Source organism: Massilia violaceinigra, from assembly GCF_002752675.1.
GTDB classification, from domain to species: Bacteria; Pseudomonadota; Gammaproteobacteria; order Burkholderiales; family Burkholderiaceae_D; genus Telluria_A; species Telluria_A violaceinigra.
Map to the genome: position 1 here is coordinate 3,410,386 of NZ_CP024608.1, position 20,347 is coordinate 3,430,732.

The 20,347-nt window shown below is 63.5% G+C and carries 17 protein-coding genes; 10 read left to right on the plus strand and 7 right to left on the minus strand.

The window, feature by feature from the left end; all coding sequences use genetic code 11:
• Positions 1-126: 126 nt before the first annotated feature.
• Together CR152_RS15390 and CR152_RS15395 are read right to left on the minus strand one after the other, a co-directional pair.
• Positions 127-2,478, minus strand: a complete 2,352-nt coding sequence (locus CR152_RS15390) for a TonB-dependent receptor plug domain-containing protein (RefSeq protein ID WP_267876240.1) — start codon at positions 2,476-2,478, stop codon at positions 127-129.
• A 128-nt stretch (positions 2,479-2,606) separates the two neighbouring features.
• Entirely contained in the window at positions 2,607-3,404 is a 798-nt protein-coding gene (locus CR152_RS15395) for a PhzF family phenazine biosynthesis protein (RefSeq protein WP_099875767.1), read from the minus strand.
• 91 nt (positions 3,405-3,495) lie between these two features.
• Between CR152_RS15395 and CR152_RS15400 the strand changes: the two genes are divergently transcribed.
• Positions 3,496-6,660, plus strand: coding sequence for an error-prone DNA polymerase (locus CR152_RS15400; protein WP_099875769.1), 3,165 nt, complete (start codon positions 3,496-3,498; stop codon positions 6,658-6,660).
• Positions 6,661-6,706: 46 nt separating this feature from the next.
• Here CR152_RS15400 and CR152_RS15405 read toward each other — a convergent pair whose 3' ends face one another.
• The 3 genes from CR152_RS15405 to CR152_RS15415 form a co-directional block, all read right to left on the minus strand.
• Positions 6,707-7,894, minus strand: a complete 1,188-nt coding sequence (locus CR152_RS15405; RefSeq protein WP_099875771.1) for an IS4 family transposase — start codon at positions 7,892-7,894, stop codon at positions 6,707-6,709.
• Between the two features lie 212 nt (positions 7,895-8,106).
• The gene (locus tag CR152_RS15410; RefSeq protein WP_099875773.1) at positions 8,107-10,074 is read right to left on the minus strand and encodes an outer membrane protein assembly factor BamB family protein; all 1,968 of its coding nucleotides are present in this window, start codon (positions 10,072-10,074) and stop codon (positions 8,107-8,109) included.
• Positions 10,075-10,379: 305 nt separating this feature from the next.
• The gene (locus CR152_RS15415) at positions 10,380-10,781 is read right to left on the minus strand and encodes a PRC-barrel domain-containing protein (protein WP_099875775.1); all 402 of its coding nucleotides are present in this window, start codon (positions 10,779-10,781) and stop codon (positions 10,380-10,382) included.
• 230 nt (positions 10,782-11,011) lie between these two features.
• Between CR152_RS15415 and pyrG the strand changes: the two genes are divergently transcribed.
• The 9 genes from pyrG (at position 11,012) to CR152_RS15455 (ending at position 19,244) form a co-directional block, all read left to right on the plus strand.
• Complete coding sequence (pyrG, locus tag CR152_RS15420) at positions 11,012-12,691, plus strand: CTP synthase (protein ID WP_099875776.1); 1,680 nt, start codon at positions 11,012-11,014, stop codon at positions 12,689-12,691.
• Positions 12,688-13,542 (plus strand): 3-deoxy-8-phosphooctulonate synthase, encoded by an 855-nt coding sequence (kdsA, locus tag CR152_RS15425; RefSeq protein WP_099875778.1) that lies wholly within the window; start codon positions 12,688-12,690, stop codon positions 13,540-13,542. The genes pyrG and kdsA overlap by 4 nt, the downstream gene beginning before the upstream one ends.
• A 103-nt stretch (positions 13,543-13,645) precedes the next feature.
• Positions 13,646-14,929: a phosphopyruvate hydratase gene (eno, locus tag CR152_RS15430; protein WP_099875780.1), complete on the plus strand. Its 1,284-nt coding sequence runs from the start codon at positions 13,646-13,648 to the stop codon at positions 14,927-14,929.
• Positions 14,930-14,979: 50 nt separating this feature from the next.
• Positions 14,980-15,318 carry a cell division protein FtsB gene (ftsB, locus tag CR152_RS15435; protein ID WP_099875782.1) on the plus strand — a complete coding sequence of 113 codons (339 nt, stop codon included), beginning with the start codon at positions 14,980-14,982 and terminating at the stop codon, positions 15,316-15,318.
• 450 nt (positions 15,319-15,768) lie between these two features.
• Positions 15,769-16,311, plus strand: a complete 543-nt coding sequence (locus CR152_RS15440; RefSeq protein ID WP_099882368.1) for a GbsR/MarR family transcriptional regulator — start codon at positions 15,769-15,771, stop codon at positions 16,309-16,311.
• Positions 16,308-16,727 carry a thiol-disulfide oxidoreductase DCC family protein gene (locus tag CR152_RS34190; RefSeq protein ID WP_229413403.1) on the plus strand — a complete coding sequence of 140 codons (420 nt, stop codon included), beginning with the start codon at positions 16,308-16,310 and terminating at the stop codon, positions 16,725-16,727. The genes CR152_RS15440 and CR152_RS34190 overlap by 4 nt, the downstream gene beginning before the upstream one ends.
• 8 nt (positions 16,728-16,735) lie before the next feature.
• Positions 16,736-17,188 carry a cell division protein gene (locus tag CR152_RS34195; RefSeq protein ID WP_229413404.1) on the plus strand — a complete coding sequence of 151 codons (453 nt, stop codon included), beginning with the start codon at positions 16,736-16,738 and terminating at the stop codon, positions 17,186-17,188.
• Positions 17,185-17,802, plus strand: a complete 618-nt coding sequence (locus CR152_RS15450) for a DUF4166 domain-containing protein (protein ID WP_099875783.1) — start codon at positions 17,185-17,187, stop codon at positions 17,800-17,802. The genes CR152_RS34195 and CR152_RS15450 overlap by 4 nt, the downstream gene beginning before the upstream one ends.
• Positions 17,799-19,244, plus strand: coding sequence for a TIGR01777 family oxidoreductase (locus CR152_RS15455; RefSeq protein ID WP_099875785.1), 1,446 nt, complete (start codon positions 17,799-17,801; stop codon positions 19,242-19,244). The genes CR152_RS15450 and CR152_RS15455 overlap by 4 nt, the downstream gene beginning before the upstream one ends.
• 3 nt (positions 19,245-19,247) lie before the next feature.
• Here the strand turns inward: CR152_RS15455 and CR152_RS15460 are convergent, their stop codons facing one another.
• Both CR152_RS15460 and CR152_RS15465 read right to left on the minus strand, forming a co-directional pair.
• Positions 19,248-19,622, minus strand: coding sequence for a hypothetical protein (locus tag CR152_RS15460; RefSeq protein ID WP_099875787.1), 375 nt, complete (start codon positions 19,620-19,622; stop codon positions 19,248-19,250).
• Between the two features lie 19 nt (positions 19,623-19,641).
• Complete coding sequence (locus CR152_RS15465) at positions 19,642-20,346, minus strand: LytR/AlgR family response regulator transcription factor (protein WP_229413405.1); 705 nt, start codon at positions 20,344-20,346, stop codon at positions 19,642-19,644.
• Position 20,347 lies beyond the last annotated feature (1 nt).

A 20,347-nucleotide genomic window follows, 5' to 3' on the forward strand; every position in this document is an offset into this window, starting at 1 on the left:
TCCTTTTCAACAGTCACAGGGCTGCCCACCAAGGGGCCAGCCGACACAATAATGCAAAAGGGCAGACCATGTCTGCCCCTTACCAAGCAGCTACCTGGATAGCTGCCTGCTCAGCTACCGCTTCGCTTAAAACTTATGCCACAGGCGGGCGAAGTACGAAGCGCCATTCATGCCGAACTGGACCGACTCGTACTTGAAGCCATTGTCGGTCTCGTCCGGATTCTGCTCGGTCGGCTTGACACTGAAAATGTTCGCACCGCCCAGGGTCAGCTTGGTCTTCTCGCTGAAATTATACGTAAAACTGAGGTCGGCCGAGGTCTTGGCCTTGTACACCTGGTTCGGGGTCGGAGCGCCGGACCAGGTACCGAGGGTTTGCTTGCCGAAGTGGATCACCTTGAAATCGGTGCCGACCTTGCCCAGCAAATACTCGAAGCCCAAAGTCGCCTTGCGCCGCGGTCCGCCCTGTTCCAGGAACAGGCGCTCGCGCTCGGACAGCAGCACCTCTTCATAACCCTTGAACGCGGCCGGCGCGTTCACGCCCGTCACTTCGGTCTTGCTGATGTTCATGGCCAGGAAGGTATTGAGTTTGCCGCCCGCCACTTCGCTGCGGTTCGACACGGTCAGGTCCAGGCCTTGCGTCTTGGTATCGATCGAATTGACAAAGAACTGGGCCGCGCCCACGCCCAGGGTGCTCAGCAGCGGCACGATCGGCGCGTAGTTATCGGCGTCGAAGCGGCCCGAAAACACGATGCGGTCATCGATGGCGATGCGGTACAGGTCGGCCGTGACCGAGGTGGTCGGAGTTGGGGTCCAGGTGCCGCCCAGGGTGAAGCTGACCGATTTTTCTTCCTTCAGTTTCGGAATGCCGATCGCATTGGCCACGTTGCCGCCATTCGGCGCGAACACCGAATCGACCGGATTGCCGTTGACGAACTCGGTAAACGTCGACGAGAAGTAGCCTTGCTGCAGCGATGGCGCGCGGAAACCCGTGCTGGCCGAACCGCGCATCAGCACTGCATCGCTGATCTTGTAGGCGGCGGCCAGCTTGCCGGTCACGCTGTTGCCGAAGTCGCTGAACTTTTCGTAGCGCACGGCCGACAGCACTTTCAGGCGCTCGGTGATGTCGGTCTCGACATCGACGTAGGCGGCCACGCTGTGGCGGCTGCGGTCGGTCGCGTCGGCCGGACGGAAGCCCGGGAAGCCCTGGCTGCCCGGGTCGCCGCCGAAGCCGGCACCGTCGACATCGTTGTAGGAACCGGCTTCGCCGGCGAAGATTTCGTAGTTTTCCTTGCGGAACTCGGCGCCGAACGCCAGGTTCATGCCGCTCAGGATGTTCGGATAGAAGCGGCTGGCATCGGCATTGGTGGTCAGCTGCGTGGCCGCGAAACCGCCCGCGTCGAACTGCGAGGCCGACACGCCCTTGCCGCCCTTGATCAGGTCGAGGTTGGCGATCGAGGCATTGAGCGTATTGCTGATGTTGTAATGCATCTTGTTGTAGCCGTAGGTCTGCGAAAAGTCCGCATTCCACTCGCCCAGCTTGGCGCGATAGCCGATGGTGCCGTAATGGTCGTCGATGTCGGCATTGATGAACGGGGCGAAGCCGTTCGGGTACATGGCTTGCGCATTGCGGGTCGGAATCTGGTCCGCACCGCGGCCGAAGGCGGCCGAGGAGGCGTCGCGCTTCTGGGTGCCGGCCGTGAAGTACAGCTTGCCGTCGACCAGGGGAATGTCGCCGTTCAGGTACAGGGTCTGATTCTGCACCTTGCTGTCGCCGATGGTGCGCAGGCTGCCCGCTTCGGCCCGGTTCGAGCGGTCGCGGTCGAGATACTCGCCCGTGATGCCGACCACGCCGCCGGCGACGGCCACGCCGCAGTAGGCCGACGCCAGGATATTCTCGCCGTCGCCAGCCGAATACTGGCCCGCGCCGAACACGGTTTCGCAGCCGAGCGAGCGTTTCAGTTCGATATTGATGACCCCGGCGATCGCGTCGGAGCCGTACTGGGCGGCGGCGCCATCGCGCAGCACCTGGATGTTTTTCACCGCCAAGAGCGGAATCGCATTCATGTCGGTGCCGGTATTGCCGCGGTTGCGGGCGCCGAAGATGTTCACCAGCGAGGTGCTGTGCCGGCGTTTGCCGTTCATTAACACCAGGGTCTGGTCGGAACCTAAGCCGCGCAGGGCGGCCGAATCGACCAGATCGGCGCCATCGGCTCCGCTCTGGCGCGTGGAATTGAACGATGGCGAGATATAGGTCAGGGTCTGGGCCAGGTCGAACTGGCCGCCTTGCTCGGCCATGCGGGTCATGGGAATCAGATCGACCGGGACCGCCGTATCGGTGGCGGAGGTGGCCGAGACGCGGCGCGAACCGACCACGCTGACGCTGGGGATGACTTCTTCCTTGGTGGCTTGCTGGCCCGACTGGGCGAAGCTGGCGGGGGCGTACACGGCAAGAGCAGCACTGCCGTACAAAGCGAGCAAGACGGACCTACGTAAAGTGGTGGGGGTGAACACGCGACAGTCTCCGGGTTTTATTATCGAAAGGTGAATGATTCTAATGCAATTTTCGCCGCACCAGTCCAGCGCGGTGTGGTGCAATGACAACGTTGTCAATTGGCAGGCACGGCCTCGGCCCGTCCGCCCACCAGAATCGCGCCATCCTCCAACCGGGTGCGGATCAGGCAGGACGCACCCAGTGCACCACCCTGGTGCAGGGTGATGGCGCGCCCGAGGTGGGCTGTCAGGGCCCCGGCCGCCACCCCCGTGGCCCGGTCTTCCATGGCGGGATCGAGGTGGTTGAAGTTGCGCCCTTCGTAGACATCCTCGCCGATGCGGCACACCACGTAACAGCCGCTCACGCCATGCGCGCGGCCCCAGTCCAGGATGCGATCGAGCGGGGGGCGGAGCGCGTGCAGGGTGGCGCGGTCCAGCACTTCGAGCAGCAGCTTGGGACTGCCGACCGAGGCCAGCACGGGCGCTGCCGTCAGTGTCAGCTCAGGCTGGTCCAGCAGCCACGCGGCCAGCGCGCCATCGACAGCGACCTCGGGCACGCTCTGGGGCTGCAGCGCGACGAAAAAATTGTCTGCTTGCCGGCACAGGCGCAAGGGCTGCCCGCGCATTGCCGTGGCCAGCACGATGTCCTGCGCCGCCTGCCCGGCGCGCGCGAACAGCACCTGCGCCGCGCCCAGGGTGGCGTGCAGGCACAGGGGACTCCTGGCGTGCGGATAGTAATAGTCGGCGAACCAGTATCGCTGTAATCCAGGGTCGAGAAATACGCATGCCGGATGCGGCTGGGCCCGCGCAAACGCCTGGCGCGCCTCGGGCGTGGGCGGACCCTCTTCAATCACCAGCGCCACATTGCCGTGGCCCGCCGCCGCACCAAAACAGCGCACCGTATGCACCTGCATAGTTATTCCCAATTGGTAAGAAAATGGTCAAAGATGATACTGTGTTTCCATACAGTCGTTTCCACAATACATTTGATTGTAATCTTTTCGCATGAGTACCGCCGCCCCCGCCCCCAGCCTGCCCGACTACGCCGAGTTGTACTGCCTGACCAACTTTTCCTTCCTGCACGGCGCCTCGCACGCCGAGGAACTGGTGGCCCGCGCTGTCCAGCTCGGCTACGCGGCGCTGGCCATCACCGACGAATGTTCGCTGGCGGGGGTGGTGCGGGCCCATGCCGAAGCCAAAAAGGCGGCGCTGCCCCTGATCATCGGCGCCCACTTCCACCTGCGCCATGAGGACGGCAGCGCAGCCCTGTCGCTGATATTGCTGGCCAGCAACCGCAATGGCTACGGCAACCTGGCCGAACTGATCACCCTGGCGCGCACGCGCACGGCCAAAGGTACTTATCTGCTGACGCCCGCCGACCTGGCGTCGCCGGCCCCAGCGCAAGCCCACCTGGCCGGCATGCCCGACTGCCTGGCGATCTTGCTGCCCGCCTACCCCGGCCACGATGCGGCCGACCTCGACCGCCTGCACACCCAGGCCGCCTGGATGGCCGCCACCTTTCCGCAGCGCGCCTGGCTGGGCTTGACCTTGCTGCACCGCGCCTTCGACGAAGCCCACCGCGCCACGGTCGAGGAAGTCGCCTGGCAGCACGGCCTGGCCGTGGTGGCGCTGGGCCACGTCTGCATGCACGTGCGCTCGCGCAAACCCCTGCACGACACCCTGTGCGCCATCCGCCTCAACACGCCCGTGGCCGAATGCGGCTACGCGCTGGCGCAAAATGCCGAACAGCACCTGCGCGCGCGCCTGCGCCTGGCCAATCTGTACAGCCCCGACGCCCTGGCCGAAACGCTGCGCATCGCCCGCCTGTGCACCTTTTCGCTCGACCAGCTGCGCTACGAATACCCGGATGAACTGGTGCCGCCCGGGCAGACGGCGTCCGGCTACCTGCGCGCCGAAACCTATATCGGCGCGCACCACCGCTTTCCGCTCGGCATACCGGCAAAAGTGCAGGAACAGCTCGAAGTCGAACTCCAGCTGATCGGCGAACTGCGCTACGAACCCTACTTTCTGACCGTGTACGACATCGTGCGCCATGCGCGCTCGATCGGCATCTTGTGCCAGGGGCGCGGCTCGGCCGCCAATTCGGCCGTGTGCTATTGCCTCGGCATCACCGAAGTCGACCCCGCGCGCGGCAACCTGCTGTTCGGGCGCTTCATTTCCAAGGAACGCGACGAACCGCCCGACATCGACGTCGACTTCGAGCACCAGCGGCGCGAAGAAGTCATCCAGTACATCTACAACAAATACGGGCGCGCGCGCGCCGCCCTGGCCGCCGTGGTGATCAGCTACCGCCCCAAGAGCGCCCTGCGCGACAGCGGCAAGGCGCTCGGCGTCGACCTGGCCATCGTCGAGAAAGTCGCCAAGACCCACCACTGGTTCGACAGCAAGGACGACCTGGTCAAGCGCCTGGCCGAATGCGGGCTCGACCCCGAATCCCCGCTGGCCCAGCAATGGGCCACCCTGGCCCAGCGCTTGCTTGGCTTTCCGCGCCACTTGTCGCAGCACCCGGGCGGCTTCGTGATCGCCGCCGGCAAGCTCTCGCGCCTGGTGCCGATCGAAAACGCCACCATGCCCGACCGCAGCGTGATCCAGTGGGACAAGGACGACCTCGAAGAACTGGGTTTATTAAAGGTCGATGTGCTGGCGCTCGGCATGCTCTCGGTGCTGCGGCGCGCGTTCGACCTGGTGGGCGAACTGCGCGGCACGGTGTTTTCGATGCAGGACATCCCGGCCGAAGACAGCGCCACCTACGACATGATTTGCGCGGCCGACACGGTGGGCGTCTTCCAGATCGAATCGCGCGCGCAGATGAGCATGCTTCCGCGCATGCTGCCGCGCACTTTTTACGACCTGGTGGTCGAAGTGGCGGTGGTGCGGCCGGGGCCGATCCAGGGCGGCATGGTCCATCCCTACCTGCGCCGGCGCCAGAAGCTGGAAAAGCCCGTGTACCCGAAGGAAGAATTGAAGGAGGCGCTGGAACGCACCCTGGGCGTGCCGATCTTCCAGGAGCAGGTGATGCAGGTGGCGATGATCGCCGCCGACTTTAGCGCCGGCGAGGCCGACCAGCTGCGGCGCGCCATGGCCGCCTGGAAGCGCAAGGGCGGGCTGGAAAAATACTACGACAAGATCATCAACGGCATGCTCGGGCGCGGCTACACCCGCGATTTTGCCGAATCGATCTTCAACCAGATCAAGGGTTTCGGCGAATACGGCTTTCCCGAATCGCACGCCGCCAGTTTTGCCTTGCTGGCCTACGCCAGTTCCTGGCTCAAGTGCCACGAACCGGCCGCCTTCCTGTGCGCCTTGCTCAACAGCCAGCCGATGGGTTTCTATAGCCCCTCGCAACTGGTGCAGGATGCGCGCCGCCACGGCATCGAGGTGCGCGCGGTGGACGTGGCCATCAGCGGCTGGGATTCCAGCCTGGAAGCGGGGGAGGGTGCGCAGCCGGCGGTGCGGCTGGGACTGTCGCTGCAGCGCGGCATGCGACCCGAGTCGGCGGCGCGCATCGAAGAAGCGCGCGCCGTGCGCGCTTTTGAGAGCGTGGCCGACCTCGCGCGCCGGGCCGCTCTGGACCGGCACGACCTGCAGGTGCTGGCCGGCGCCAACGCCTTGCATGGCCTGGCCGGCAACCGGCGCCAGGCGCTGTGGCAAGCGGTGGGCGCGGTGCCCGACAAGGACTTGCTGCGCCCGACCACGCCCGAGGAAGACGTGCCGCTGCTGCATGCGCCGAGCGAAGGCGAAGAGATTGTGGGCGACTACCGCGCGCAGGGAATGACCCTGGGGCGGCACCCGCTGGCGCTGCTGCGCGCGCGCCTGCTCGACCAGCGCTTCCTGCCGGCATCGCAGCTCAACGGCTTCAAGCAAGGGCAGCTGGCGCGGGCCTGCGGCATCGTCACGGTACGGCAGCGGCCGGCGACGGCCAAGGGTGTGCTGTTCGTCACCATCGAAGACGAGACCGGCAACGTGAACGTGATCGTCTGGCCGAGCCTGGTGGAACAACAGCGGCGCGAAGTGCTGGGTGCAAGCTTGCTGGGCGTGTACGGCGTGTGGCAAAGCGACGGGCAAGTGCGGCATCTGGTGGCCAAGCGCCTGGTCGACCTGTCGCACCTGATGGGCCGCCTCGACACCAGCAGCCGCGACTTCTGCTAGCCCCGCGAAATATTTCCTAACCGGGGTCAGACCCTGACCCTTCCCCTCAAATGTCATATGTCTTGATCATATGTCGTAGCTGGGTGAGGGCCTGAGCAAGTTCAGGGAGAGTCATTCGCTTTTGATGCTCGTCGATCCAACGACGAGCAAGCGTAAGTATGGATACGGTTTGTGAAGCCTTCGCTAGACTGCCATATTGAATGCGAAATCCTCGGGCAAGGGCAGCCAGGCCGATTAGCCAGAACGCGAAGCTGAGCAATGCGGCGATGAGCAACAATGCCTTGAGACGTCGTGGTTTGCGTGTCTGGCTGTCGCGCAGTCCCATTCCCCATTGGGGGTTTTTCAAGTCTCGGAAGGTTTGTTCAATTTGCATCCGGCACTCGTACCACTTGACGATCTCATCGGCATTAAGGGCGGCTAACTTGGTGGACACGGCGAGCAGCCACGGCTCGCGTTGCCCCTTGGCCTGCTTTTTACTATGCGCGCTTTGTTTTTTCTCGCCGAATGCAGTTTTGTTCTGCCGACCTTTTCCATCTTTTTTTGTCAAGACCATACGACATTTGACGGGGGCACTTTTGACATGGTCAACGATGCCGAGATCCTGCACGTGCTTGCGTGCACGGGGATACAACTGCTGACAGTCAACCCATTCCTCGCTTCCCCGCAGAAGCATCTGCTCACGATTACGCACACGGCCGATCCAGGCAAACTTCAGTTCATTGAGCATCCTAAACCAAGTGCCGCGAAAGCCAGCGTCAGTGATAATGATGGGCTCGCATCGCTCCGGAAGAATGGTTCGCAGCGTCTCCATGAATTTGCCATGAACCGCTGCCACGTTATAGGAATCGGAATCATGGATCTCTTCATAAGTCACGAAGGATCGCCCTTCAAGGACGACCGTTGCACGCAGAACGTGCTGGCTGACGTCCTTCAACAGATCCGACCAGTCGACAATAATTGCCACACGGGGGTGCTCATGCAACACGCGCCTGGCCAGCGCGCGATAAATCTCCGGGCGCTCCGATTCTAGATGGCCATTGCTCAACAACCGGTCGCACTGTTTGATTCGATGGCGCAGAGCTGTTGCGCTGCCGACTTGCCTGCTCAACCGAAGCAAGGTGAGTCCGCCTCGCTGTGCAGCATCAGTTACAAGCGCTAAACCGGCTCTACGCTTAACGTGAATCGACGGGCAATCTTCATCTAAAAATTTCTGTATGATTCGCTGTGCATGCATGGTCTGTGCCTTTTCTTCGCAGTTTGGTCGCTACGAAGTAAAGGGCTAACACAGCCATGCATGCACCGTTTTTGGGATTGAAAGTTAACAGCATCCCAACTTGTTTACAAGCGAAATTTGAGGGGATGGGTCAGGGTCAGACCTCCGACTCGAAACATTTCCTAACCAGGGTCAGAGCTCTGATTCGCAAGACCTTTAGCGCCCGCGGCGGATTACTGCAAACCGACCGCCGCCACCCGTCCGCTCCTGTTCACGATATACAGCATGCCCCGATCCGAGATCGACAGCTTGCCCCCCAGCGCATAGCGCCACACCGTCTTGCCGCTGGCCAGGTCGATCGCCAGGGTGCTGGCCTCGGAACTGATGAAGGCCAGGTTATCGGTCACGACAAGCTGGTCGAACCAGGTGGCGTCGGCCGGGTCGCTCAGCTTCGCCGCCGTCCACAGCAGCTTGCCGGAGTCCGGCGCATACGCTTCCAGCGCATTGCCGGTATTGTTGAACAGGTACAGCACGCCCTTGGCATAGGCCGGCGTGGACACCCGTTTCCCATGGAGCGTCCAGGCATGCGTGCGCCTGGCCAGGTTGAACGCGACCAGACGGCCGCTATCCGAGATAAACCCGAATTGATTATCCGACAGTACCGGCGTGCCGCCGCTATAGCTGGGCCACAGGTGATCCGGATCGTCCACCTGGTAGGCGAGCCGGCCGTCAGCCACGCCCATGGCGTACAGGCGCCCGTCCAGATACACATACGCATGGCTGGCATCGACGGCCGGGGTCCAGTCGGCAAAAGCGGGCAGGGCGCTGCTCCAGGCGAGCTGCTGGCCGCCGGCGCGGAACTGGCTCAAGCCACCGGCGCTGCCGTTCGGCGCATACAGCGTGTCGCCGAGCACGGTCGGCGCCAGCGCATAGCGGCCCTGCGTGTCCATTTTCTGGCGGCTCAGCAGCTTGCCGGTTTTCTGCTCGAAGACCCACAGCGAAGCCTCGTCGCTGCTGGTCGAAGTCAGGTAGACCTTGCCGTTGGCGGCGGCCGGCGGATTCAGGTGGCTTGTCAGGACCGGGAAGGGCAGGCCCAGGCTGGTGCGCCAGACTTCAGCGCCGCTCTCCTCGCTGATGGCGACCAGCGCGGCGCGATCGCCGCGATACGTGACCACGCCCTGGAACACCAGGCCGTTATCGTGCGCCGGCGCGGTCGCCCAGCCATCCTCCTTCGCCAACAGGCGCTGCCAGCGCAGCGCGAAGCTGGCCGGATCGAAGCTGGCCGGCACATAGCCGGTGTGCGCCGGATTGCCCCGGTACGTGCTCCATGGCCCCAGTTGCGGCAGCACCGGCAAGGGTTTCACGCTGTCGGCGGGCAGGACGGTCACCTTGAGCGCCAGCGTCCAGGGCGAACCGGCGTAGGGCAGATGGCACACGGCCGCATCGTCGGCGCAGGCGCGCATTTCCAGCTTGCTGGTGTAGACGCCGGGCGCCAGGCCCTTGGCGGGCACCAGGGTTGCCGCGAACTGCCTGTCGGACAGCGTGCGCACGCCGAGCGGCGTGGCGAGGATGCCGGCCGGGTCGATCAGCGCCACATGGACCTTCTCGCCCAGCACGGTACTGGTGCTGGCCTCGACCGTCAGGCTGGCCGCCTGGCCAGCCTGCATGGTGATCTCGGCCATGGCCGGCGCGAAGCTCATGCGCCCGCTGGTATCGGTCTTCGGCTTGACGTTGATGGTCAGCGGCAAGCGCCAGGGCGAACCCTCGAGCGGCTTGGCGCAGACCCGGGGATCATCTTCGCAGGCGCGCAGTTCCAGCGTGCTGCGGTGGGTGCCGGGCCGGAGGTCGCTCGAACTGCGCATGGTGGCCGAGTACTGGCGCGCCGTGCCGGCCAGCACCTCGGACGAGGCGATCAGCCCGCCGCCATCGACGATGCCCAGATTGAATGGCTTGGACGGGGTGCGGGAAAGCGAGATATCCATCCCGAAAGCGCTCGTCTGGCCTTCGGCCATGCCGATCTCCAGCGCCGCGCTATGGATGGTCAGCCAGTCGCCACCGGGGGCGACTGTGACGGGTGGTTTGTCGCCAGGCACGACGGTGACCGGCGGCTTGTCGCTGGCGCCGCCATTGCCACCGCCGCCGCAGGCGGCCAGCACGGCCGGTGCCAGCAGGCAGGCGAGTAAACGTGTGAATCGATGCATCGTATTCCTTGTTTTGCCAGGTTGGCAAAGTTAATAAAAGGAAATTATAAATCGCAGGCAAGCGCGGCGACAAGCGCGCGGGGTGCTTCGACGAGGGAAAAGGTGCGGAAAACAGGGCGGGAAGGCAGGCGGCAAGCGCGGCAAGCGAGCTCGGAAAGGGGCGCGACGGGGGGAGGCGGCAAGCGCGGCAAACGAGGTCGGAAAGGGGCGGCGACGGGGGCGGAGCGGCAAGCGCTACCGCACCCCGCGCGCAACGCCCCCGCTCCTGGCAGGAAGGCGGGCGCGCGCGATGGAACCGGAGGCGCTTAGTGCGCGCTGGTGCCGTAATAGCTGTGAATCTGGCTCGACCATTGCTGGTTGGCCATGTCCGGCCAGTGATCGGTATCGAAACCTGGCGCGTTGTCGATGCGCTCTTTCTCGATGTTGAGCGTAAAGCGCTTGTTGGCGGTGTCGAGAGTCAATGCTTCCCAAGGCACGGCGAACAGTTTTTCGCCAATGGTCAGCACGCCGCCACTCGACATGACTGCATATGCAATCTTACCGGTGCGCATGTCGAGCATGATTTCCTTGATTTCACCCAGATGCTCATTCTTGAGATTGTGCACGTGGTCACCGATCAGGGTATCCGCACCCATCAGTTCTGGACCCGGGCCTTTCGACCCCTTGTCGACATACATGCCATAAGCATCGCGTTCTTCGTAGGACATTTTGACCTCCTGTGGTAAAAGTTCAATCCTGAGGCTTGAGCAAGATCATGTCTGTTCGCTGCCGCACACGGAATAAACAATTTGCAATCTTTCCAATTGATCAATGCGTCATCCCCGACGTAGCCGCCCGGTCCGCCGTCGTTGCTGTTTTTTACCTTGTTTTGCGGAAGCATTGGCCGGTTTAAGGTATAATTTCAATTTCCCGCACGTGCCGTTCGGCACCATCTGCAATGACCAAATTTGTCTTCGTCACCGGTGGCGTTGTGTCTTCCCTTGGAAAAGGGATTGCCGCCGCCTCTCTCGCCGCGATCCTCGAATCGCGCGGCCTTAAAGTCACCATGCTCAAGCTCGACCCGTACATCAACGTCGATCCCGGCACGATGAGCCCGATGCAGCATGGCGAAGTCTTTGTCACCGACGACGGCGCCGAAACCGATCTCGATCTGGGTCACTACGAGCGCTTCATCAGCACCCGCATGCGCAAGGTGAACAACTTCACCACCGGCCAGATCTACGAATCGGTGATCCGCAAGGAACGGCGCGGCGAATACCTCGGCAAGACCGTGCAGGTGATCCCGCACATCACCAACGAAATCCAGGATTACATCTACCGCGGCGCCGAAGGCGTGGACGTGGCGCTGGTTGAAATCGGCGGCACCGTGGGCGACATCGAATCGCTGCCGTTCCTGGAAGCGGCGCGCCAGCTGTCGCTGCGCGCCGGGCGCAAGTCGGCCGCTTTCGTGCACCTGACCCTGGTGCCGTACATCGCCTCGGCGGGCGAACTGAAAACCAAACCGACTCAGCACAGCGTGCAAAAGCTGCGTGAAATCGGCATCACCCCGACCGCGCTGCTGTGCCGCGCCGACCGCCCGATTCCGGACGACGAACGCGCCAAGATCTCGCTGTTCTCGAACGTGGAAGAGCAGGCCGTCATCTCCGTGTGGGACGCCGACACCATCTACAAGGTGCCGCAGATGCTGCACGACCAGGGCCTCGACGCCATCATCTTAGAGGCGCTCGGCCTGGACGCGCCGCCGGCCGACCTGTCGATGTGGACCAAACTGATCTACGCGCTGGAAAACCCGAAAGCGTCGGTCACCATCGGCATGGTCGGCAAATACGTCGACCTGACCGAATCGTACAAGTCGCTCACCGAAGCGCTGCGCCACGCCGGCATCCATACCGAAAGCCGGGTCAACATCGAATACCTGGACTCGGAAGACATCGAAACCAAGGGTTGCGATCACTTGGCCAAGTACGATGCGATCCTGGTGCCGGGCGGCTTCGGCAAGCGCGGCGTGGAAGGCAAGATCATGGCGGCGCGCTACGCCCGCGAAAAGCAGATCCCTTACCTCGGCATTTGCCTGGGCATGCAAGTGGCCCTGATCGAATACGCGCGCCACATGGCGGGCCTGACCAACGCCAACTCGACCGAATTCGACACCGACACCGACCAGCCGGTCGTGGCCCTCATCAACGAGTGGCAGAACCATGACGGCAAGGTCGAAAAGCGCGACGAAAAATCCGACCTGGGCGGCACCATGCGCCTGGGCGCGCAAACCTGCGCGGTCAATCCGGGCACCCTGGCTGCCGAAATCTACGGCAGCGTGGTCACCGAACGCCATCGTCACCGCTACGAAGCGAACAATCACTACCTGGCGCGGGTCGAAGCGGCAGGCATGATCGTGTCGGCGCGCACCCCGACCGAAGACTTGTGCGAGATCATGGAACTGCCGCGCACCGGAGCGAACGCGCACCCGTGGTACATGGGCGTGCAGTACCATCCCGAGTTCAAGTCGACCCCGCGCACCGGTCATCCGTTGTTTACGTCGTTCATCAAGGCTGCGCTGGCGCACAAGGCGGCCAACGGCCAGGCCGTGGCGCCCGCCACCACAGGAGATGCAGCATGAAGCTTTGCGGTTTTGACGTCGGCCTCGAACACCCGATCTTTCTCATCGCCGGCACCTGCGTGATCGAATCGCGCCAGATGGCGATGGACACTGCCGGCACCCTCAAGGAAATCACCTCGGCGCTGGGTATCCCGTTCATCTACAAGTCGTCCTTCGACAAGGCCAACCGCTCCTCGGGCACCTCGTTTCGCGGTCCCGGCATGGACAAGGGCCTCGAGATCCTGGCCGACGTGCGCCGCGAAATCGGCGTGCCGGTCCTGACCGACATCCACACGATCGAAGAAATCGCCGCCGTCTCGAGCGTGGTCGACGTGCTGCAAACGCCGGCCTTTTTGTGCCGCCAGACCGACTTCATCATCGCCTGCGCCCAGTCGGGCAAACCGGTCAACATCAAGAAGGGCCAGTTCCTCGCGCCCGGCGACATGAAGAACGTGATCGACAAGGCGCGCCAGGCCGCGCGCGACGCCGGCCTGAATGAAGACAACTTTATGGCCTGCGAGCGCGGTGCCTCGTTCGGCTACAACAACCTCGTTTCCGACATGCGCTCGCTGGCGATCATGCGCGAATCGAACTGCCCGGTCGTGTTCGACGCGACCCACTCGGTACAGCTGCCGGGCGGACAGGGCACCACATCCGGTGGCCAGCGCGAGCACATTCCCGTGCTCTCGCGCGCAGCCGTGGCAGCCGGTATCGCCGGCCTGTTCATGGAAACGCACCCGAACCCCGCCCAGGCGCTCTCGGACGGCCCGAATGCCGTGCCGCTCGGACGCATGAAGGAACTGCTCACGACCCTCGTCGAACTCGACCGCGTGGTCAAGAAAGCCGGCTTCCTCGAATCGAGCTTTGCGTAAGTTTGTGTAGTGCGGCACTTGCCGCCGTCCCGATCGCCCTGACAGATGCAGGCGGACCGCCAGCGGTCCGCCCACCTTTTTCTTACCCTTTGGAGATTGAAATATGAGTGCTATCGTTGACATTATCGGCCGCGAAATTATCGATTCGCGCGGCAATCCGACCGTCGAATGCGACGTGCTTCTGGAGTCGGGCGTGATGGGCCGCGCGGCGGTACCGTCGGGCGCCTCGACCGGATCGCGCGAAGCGATCGAACTGCGCGACGGCGACAAGAACCGTTACTTCGGCAAGGGCGTGCTGCAAGCCTGCGAAAACATCAATACCGAAATCTCCGAAGCCATCATGGGCCTGGACGCGAACGAACAAGCGTTCCTCGACCGCACCCTGATCGACCTCGACGGCACCGAAAACAAGAGCCGCCTGGGCGCCAACGCCATGCTGGCCGTCTCGATGGCCGTGGCCAAGGCTGCCGCTGAAGAAGCCGGCCTGCCGCTGTACCGTTATTTTGGCGGTTCGGGCGCGATGCAAATGCCGGTGCCGATGATGAACGTCATCAACGGCGGCGCGCACGCCGACAACAACCTGGACATCCAGGAATTCATGATCATCCCGGTCGGCGCACCGAGCTTCAAGGAAGCGATCCGCTACGGCGCCGAGATCTTCCACACGCTGAAAAAGATCCTGCACGAGAAAAAGCTGGCGACCTCGGTCGGCGACGAAGGCGGTTTCGCGCCGAACGTGGCCAACCACGAAGAAGCCATCAAGCTGATCATGCAAGCGATCGAGCAGGCTGGCTACGAGCCGGGCACGCAGATCTGCCTGGGCCTCGATTGCGCCGCTTCCGAATTCTACAAGGATGGCAAATACCACCTTGAAGGCGAAGGCATGCAGCTGACCGCGACCGAATTCACCAACATGCTCGCGACCTGGTGCGACAAGTACCCGATCATCTCGATCGAAGACGCGATGGCGGAAAACGACTGGGATGGCTGGAAGATCCTGACCGAAGCGCTGGGCAAGAAGGTGCAGCTGGTGGGCGACGACCTGTACGTCACCAACACCAAGATCCTGAAAGAAGGCATCGAGAAAGGCATCGCCAACTCGATCCTGATCAAGATCAACCAGATCGGCACCCTTACCGAAACGTTCGCCGCCATCGAAATGGCCAAGCGCGCAGGTTATACTGCCGTCATCTCGCACCGTTCCGGCGAGACCGAAGACTCGACGATCGCCGACATCGCCGTTGGTACCAATGCCCTGCAGATCAAGACCGGCTCGATGTCGCGTTCGGACCGCATGGCCAAGTACAACCAGCTGCTGCGCATCGAAGAAGACCTGGGCGACATCGCCAGCTACCCTGGCCGCAGCGCCTTCTACAACCTGAAGTAAGCCGAACGGCACCGGCTGGCCGCGTGGCGGCCGGTGCCACCCTCCCTGTCATGCGCCTCATTACGCTCGTTCTCGCGACTCTCCTGCTCCTGATCCAACTGCCGCTCTGGCTGGGCAAGGGGGGCTGGCTGCGCGTGGGCGAACTGGAAAATCAGGTGCTCCTGGCGCAGCGCAAGACAGTGGAACTGAAGGCGCGCAACGCCAAGCTCGACTCCGAAGTCCACGACCTGACCAATGGCACGGGCGCGGTGGAAGAGCGCGCGCGTTTCGAGCTGGGCATGATCAAGAAAAACGAGATCTTCATCCAGATCCTCGACGCCAACGGCCACCCCAAGGAATCGGCCACCCCGCTGCCGCCTCCCAAGCCCGACACCAAGACTACCCCCTGAAGCAAGCTCCTAACACCGGGGTCAGACCTCTGATTCGAAATTAGTTGGCATCTGGCATCGTTACGCCACACCGGGGTCAGAGCTCTGACTTGAAACAGTTTCGGCCTGGATAAATCTGCCGATCAAATTTGCGCGTCACCAAGCCACAATTGCCCCGCCATTGACTGACCAGCCGCCGCTCCCGCTATGGGAAACGGATCGCACGTCCGGCGTACCTTGCCTTCGCTCGCCCAGTAAGCGGCAAATCGAGTTGCTGCCCATACAAAAATTGCTAATCAGAGGTCTGACCCCGGTTGTAGGGTGTTCACTCGGCAGTTTATAGGCGCTTTCACCCAATTCCGTACAAATTCTTCCGCCGTATATCGCGTGTTTCTCTGATTAACGTTGACAAGCGCCGCCAATCGGTATTTAATTTCTGTAAAGACAGAAATGAATGAAATTGGAGAAATGATGGCACTGGGACCGACCGAACAGAAATTCGTCCTGCACTGGGGCGAGATGGGCACGCGCTGGGGCGTCAACCGCACCGTCGCGCAGATTCATGCGCTGCTGTTCCTGGCCAACCGTCCGCTGGCGGCCGAGGAGATCGCCGAGGCGCTGTCGGTGGCGCGCTCGAACGTGAGCAACAGCCTCAAGGAGCTGCAAAGCTGGAACCTGATCCGCGTCACCCATTTGATGGGCGACCGGCGCGATCACTTCGTCGCCCTCCAGGACGTGTGGGAGATCTTCCGCGTCATCGTCGAGGAGCGCAAACGGCGCGAGATCGATCCGACACTGACCGTGCTGCGCGAATGCGCCATCGAGGGCGATACCGATACCGCGCTCGAACCAGCGTCGCTGGCGCGCATGAACGAGGTGCTGACCTTCCTCGACATGCTCGGCACGACCTACGACGATTACAAGCACCTGCCGCCCGCGACCCTGCAGCGCTTCCTGAAAATGGGCGGCAAGGTGGCGCGCTTTCTCGGCCCCGACGACAAGGACGCATCGTGAGCAGCGCCGAACTGACCCTCTACTTCGACGGCAAATGCCCGTTCTGCCGCGCCGGCATGGCCAGGCTGGCGGACTGGGACAAAGCCGGGCGTCTGGCGTTTGTCGATATCGCCGCTCCCGGCTTCGATCCGGCCCATCTCGGTGTCGACATGGCCGCCCTGAACCGCGAGCTGCACAGCCAGACGCGCGACGGCCGCGTGCTGGTGGGGATCGACAGCATGCTGCGCGCCTACCCGCTGGCCGGCCAGGCCTGGCGCGTGCTGCCGCTGCGCGTGCCCGGTTTGCGCACCTTGTGCAGCTGGTCGTACCGCCTGTTCGCGCGCCACCGCTACCTGATGTCGCGCGTGCTCGGCTACCGCGCCCCCGCTTGCCATGATGGTGTGTGCGAGCGTCCCAATCCCTTCTTCAAACGATGAAAGCACCTATGCACTCTCCATTTCTGCGCCGCTGGGCCATCCGCTGGATGTATGCGGCCATCGCTACCCACCTGGTGGTTGGCATGCTGCTGCCATGGTTCGCCGACGCCGCCATCTTCAGCGGCTACCACCGCGGCATCGAAACGGCGTTCTGGGGCGCCACCGTGCCGGCGCCGGCCCACGCGCAGCAAATCTGGTGGATCTCGCTGTTCGGCCCCACCGTGCAAAGCGCGGCACTCTGGATGGGCGCCCTGGCGTGGATTGGCGACCGCCAGCGCAGCGCATTCGCCTGGGGCGCGCTGATCGCCGGCATGCTGCTGTGGGCGCCGCAGGACATGATGGTGTCGCTGCGCGCGGGCTGCTGGGATAACATCTGGATCGATACCTTCGCGCTGGCCACGATGCTGCCGCCGCTGGTGTACCTGTACTGCGTCGACCGCGCGCAAGCGGTGCGCACATGATCGCGTCCGAAGGCGAGTTATTCAAGAAGATCCTCGGTCCCGCATGGCGCGGCCTTCATCCCGACATCCAGGCGCGTTTCGACCATAACCCCATGCCCGGCAAACCTTTGCGCTACACGGGCCGGATGACGGAGCTCACCTGCTCGGGCGTCGGCCGCGTGCTGGGCTACCTGACCATGCCGCTGATCCAGGGCGCGCTGATGCCGTTTAACGACGCCGACTTCCCGGTCGATATCGAGGTGTACTCGAAACAGGGCAGCGCGGCCATTTTCAAGCAGCGCATCTATCGCCTCAACGGGCGCAAGCCGGTGCAGTTCACGTCCTACATGCTCGAGAGCGCGCGCGGCGAAGTGCTCGAATACGTCGGCATGGGCATGGGCATGAAGCTGGTGCTGGCGGTGCGCGACGGGAACCTGCACTTCGAGAGCGATGGCTACTTCTGGCAGGTGCTGGGCGTGCGCATTCCCATACCGGCCTGGTTCACGCCGGGTAAAACTTATCTTTGCCACCGCAATAACGACAGCGCGCAGTTCGATATCCGTATCGAGATCCGCCACGCGCTGTTTGGTACAACCTTCACGCAGGCGGGCGTGTTTCGCGAGGTGCGTGCATGAATACCCATTTGCTGGCGCTGCAGTTGATGGCCGTCCAGGGCTGCCTGGGTGCCTTCGACACCCTGTATCACCATGAACTGACCGAGGCCCTGCCCGGCCGCGCGAGCGCGCGCCTGGAACTGCGGATCCATGCGCTGCGCTCCCTGATTTACTGCGCCATGTATATCGGCCTGGCGTGCTGGCGCTTCAATGGCTTGTGGGCGGTGGCACTGCTGCTGGTGTTTGCGGTCGAGATCGCTCTGACCTTGTGGGATTTCGTGGTCGAGGACCAGACCCGCCTGCTGCCGGCCACCGAACGGGTCACGCATACCGTGCTGACGCTCAATGGCGGCGCTTTCATCGCGCTGCTGGCCCTGAACGCAGGCGAGAGCATGACACTGCCGACCGCGCTGGTATGGGAGCCGCATGGCGCCCTGAGCGCGTTCCTGCTGCTGTGCGGCGCGGGGGTCGGGCTGTCCGGCGTGCGTGACGCGTTCGCGGCGCGCGCCATCGCCCGCCAGGAGGCCCGGCCGCAGCGGCCCGCATTGCGCTTCGGCGCGACCGGGTGCGCGGTGCTGGTGACCGGCGCCACGGGCTTCATCGGCCAGAAGCTGGTGCGCGCGTTGGTGGCCGACGGCCATCGCGTCACGGTGCTGTCGCGCCAGCCGCGCACCGCGGCCTGGCTGTTCGACGGCCGGGTGGAGTGCGTCAGCGACCTGGCGCAGCTGCCGCCGGCGCGCCGCATCGATGTGGTCATCAATCTGGCGGGTGCGCGCATTCTCGGCTGGCGCTGGAGCGAAGCACGTCAGGCGGCCTTGCGCGTCAGCCGCATCGGCCTCACGCGCAAGGTGGTGTCCTGGATCGCGGCCGCCCATCACAAGCCGGCGCTGATGCTGTCGGCGTCGGCCATCGGTTACTACGGCATCCAGGCGCGCGGTGACGATACCGTACTGACAGAAAGCGATGCGCCGCAGCCGATGTTCATGTCGGACCTGTGCCGCGAGTGGGAAGAAGCGGCCGGCACCGCCGCGGCGTATGGCGTGCGCGTGGCATGCATGCGTTTCGGCCTGGTGCTCGGCACCCAGGGCGCGCTGCCGATGATGCTGCTGCCGGTCAAACTGGGCATGGGCGGCCCGCTCGGCGATGGACGCCAGTGGCTATCGTGGATTCATGTGGACGACGTCATCGCCGGCATCGCCCATCTGTGGACCAGCGGGGAGGGCGGAGCCTACAATTTCACCGCGCCGGAGAGCCTGCCGCAGGCGGGCTTCAACCGGGTGGCGGCCAAGGTATTGAAGCGCCCTTACTGGCTGCCTACACCGGGCTGGCCGATGCGCCTGGCGCTGGGCGAACAGGCCGACCTGCTGCTTGAAGGCCAGCGCGTGGCGCCCGCCAGGCTGCAGGCGAGCGGTTTCGCCTTCAACCATCCGACCCTGGCCGGTGCGCTGGCGAGTCTGTCGTGACGCTTAGTCGATCAGGGTCTTGACCCGGACCTTGCCCTCGCCGGCGGCGTGCGTGCGCGGCCGCAGCGAGCCCGCATCGAACCAGGAGCTGACGGTCTTGAGCGACGCCGCCGATGGCGCCGTGTCGTAGCGCTGCCGGATCTGCATGCGCTTCTGGCCATCTTCGGTGGAAAAGCGGATTTCGCGTGTGATGATGTCGGCCGGTATCCGGCTCTCGCCGCTGCGCAGGTAGCGCAGGTAGTGGTGCACGCCTTCCTTGAGCAGCGCGGCGCGTGGGAGGGCGGCGCCGATGTCGACCTTGGTGACGGCGGCGTGGCTGCAAGGGGCAAGGACAGCCGCCACGATCAGGGCGAGCGGCGCCAGTCGGGGTATGCGCATATCGAATATCTCCTGTAGGTTAAAAACTCAATAGGTCCTTCAATTCCTGGGCATTGCGGCGCGAGATCTCGAGCACTTTGCCGTCGCTCATCGTCACTTCGTAGCCAAGCGAGATCGATTCTTCGATGGCGCGGATTTCCTGCAGGTTGATGATGCACTGGCGGTTGGCGCGGAAGAAAAATTTGACCGGCAGTCGCTCTTCGATGCTGTTCAGCGATTTTTTGACGTAGGCTTTCTCGCTGCCGAAGAAGATGCGCACGTAGTTCTTGCAGCTTTCGATATACCGGATCGTCTCCAGGCTCACCAGGTGGCAGCGTTCGCCGTCCTTCACGAAAATCTTGCTGTTGATGTCCAGCGGCGGCCGTGGCGCCGCTGCCGGCGCGGCGTCGGCTGCGGCCAGCTTGGCGATCGCGGTGGCCAGCCGTTCGTGGCTGACTGGCTTGAGCAGGTAGTCGACGGTGTTGTAGTCGAACGAGCGGATCGCGTATTCGGAATAGGCGGTCGTGAAGACGATGCGCGGCAGGTAGTCGAGCATTTCGAGCAGGTCGAATCCGCTGGCGCCGGGCATGTGGATGTCGAGGAACAGCACGTCCGGCCGCAGTTCGGCGATCATCGGCGCCGCCGTCGCGGGATGGTCGGCCTGGCCAATCACATCGACCCCGTCGAACTGGCCGAGCATGCGCACCAGCCCCTCGCGCGCCAGGCGCGAGTCTTCAATCACCATG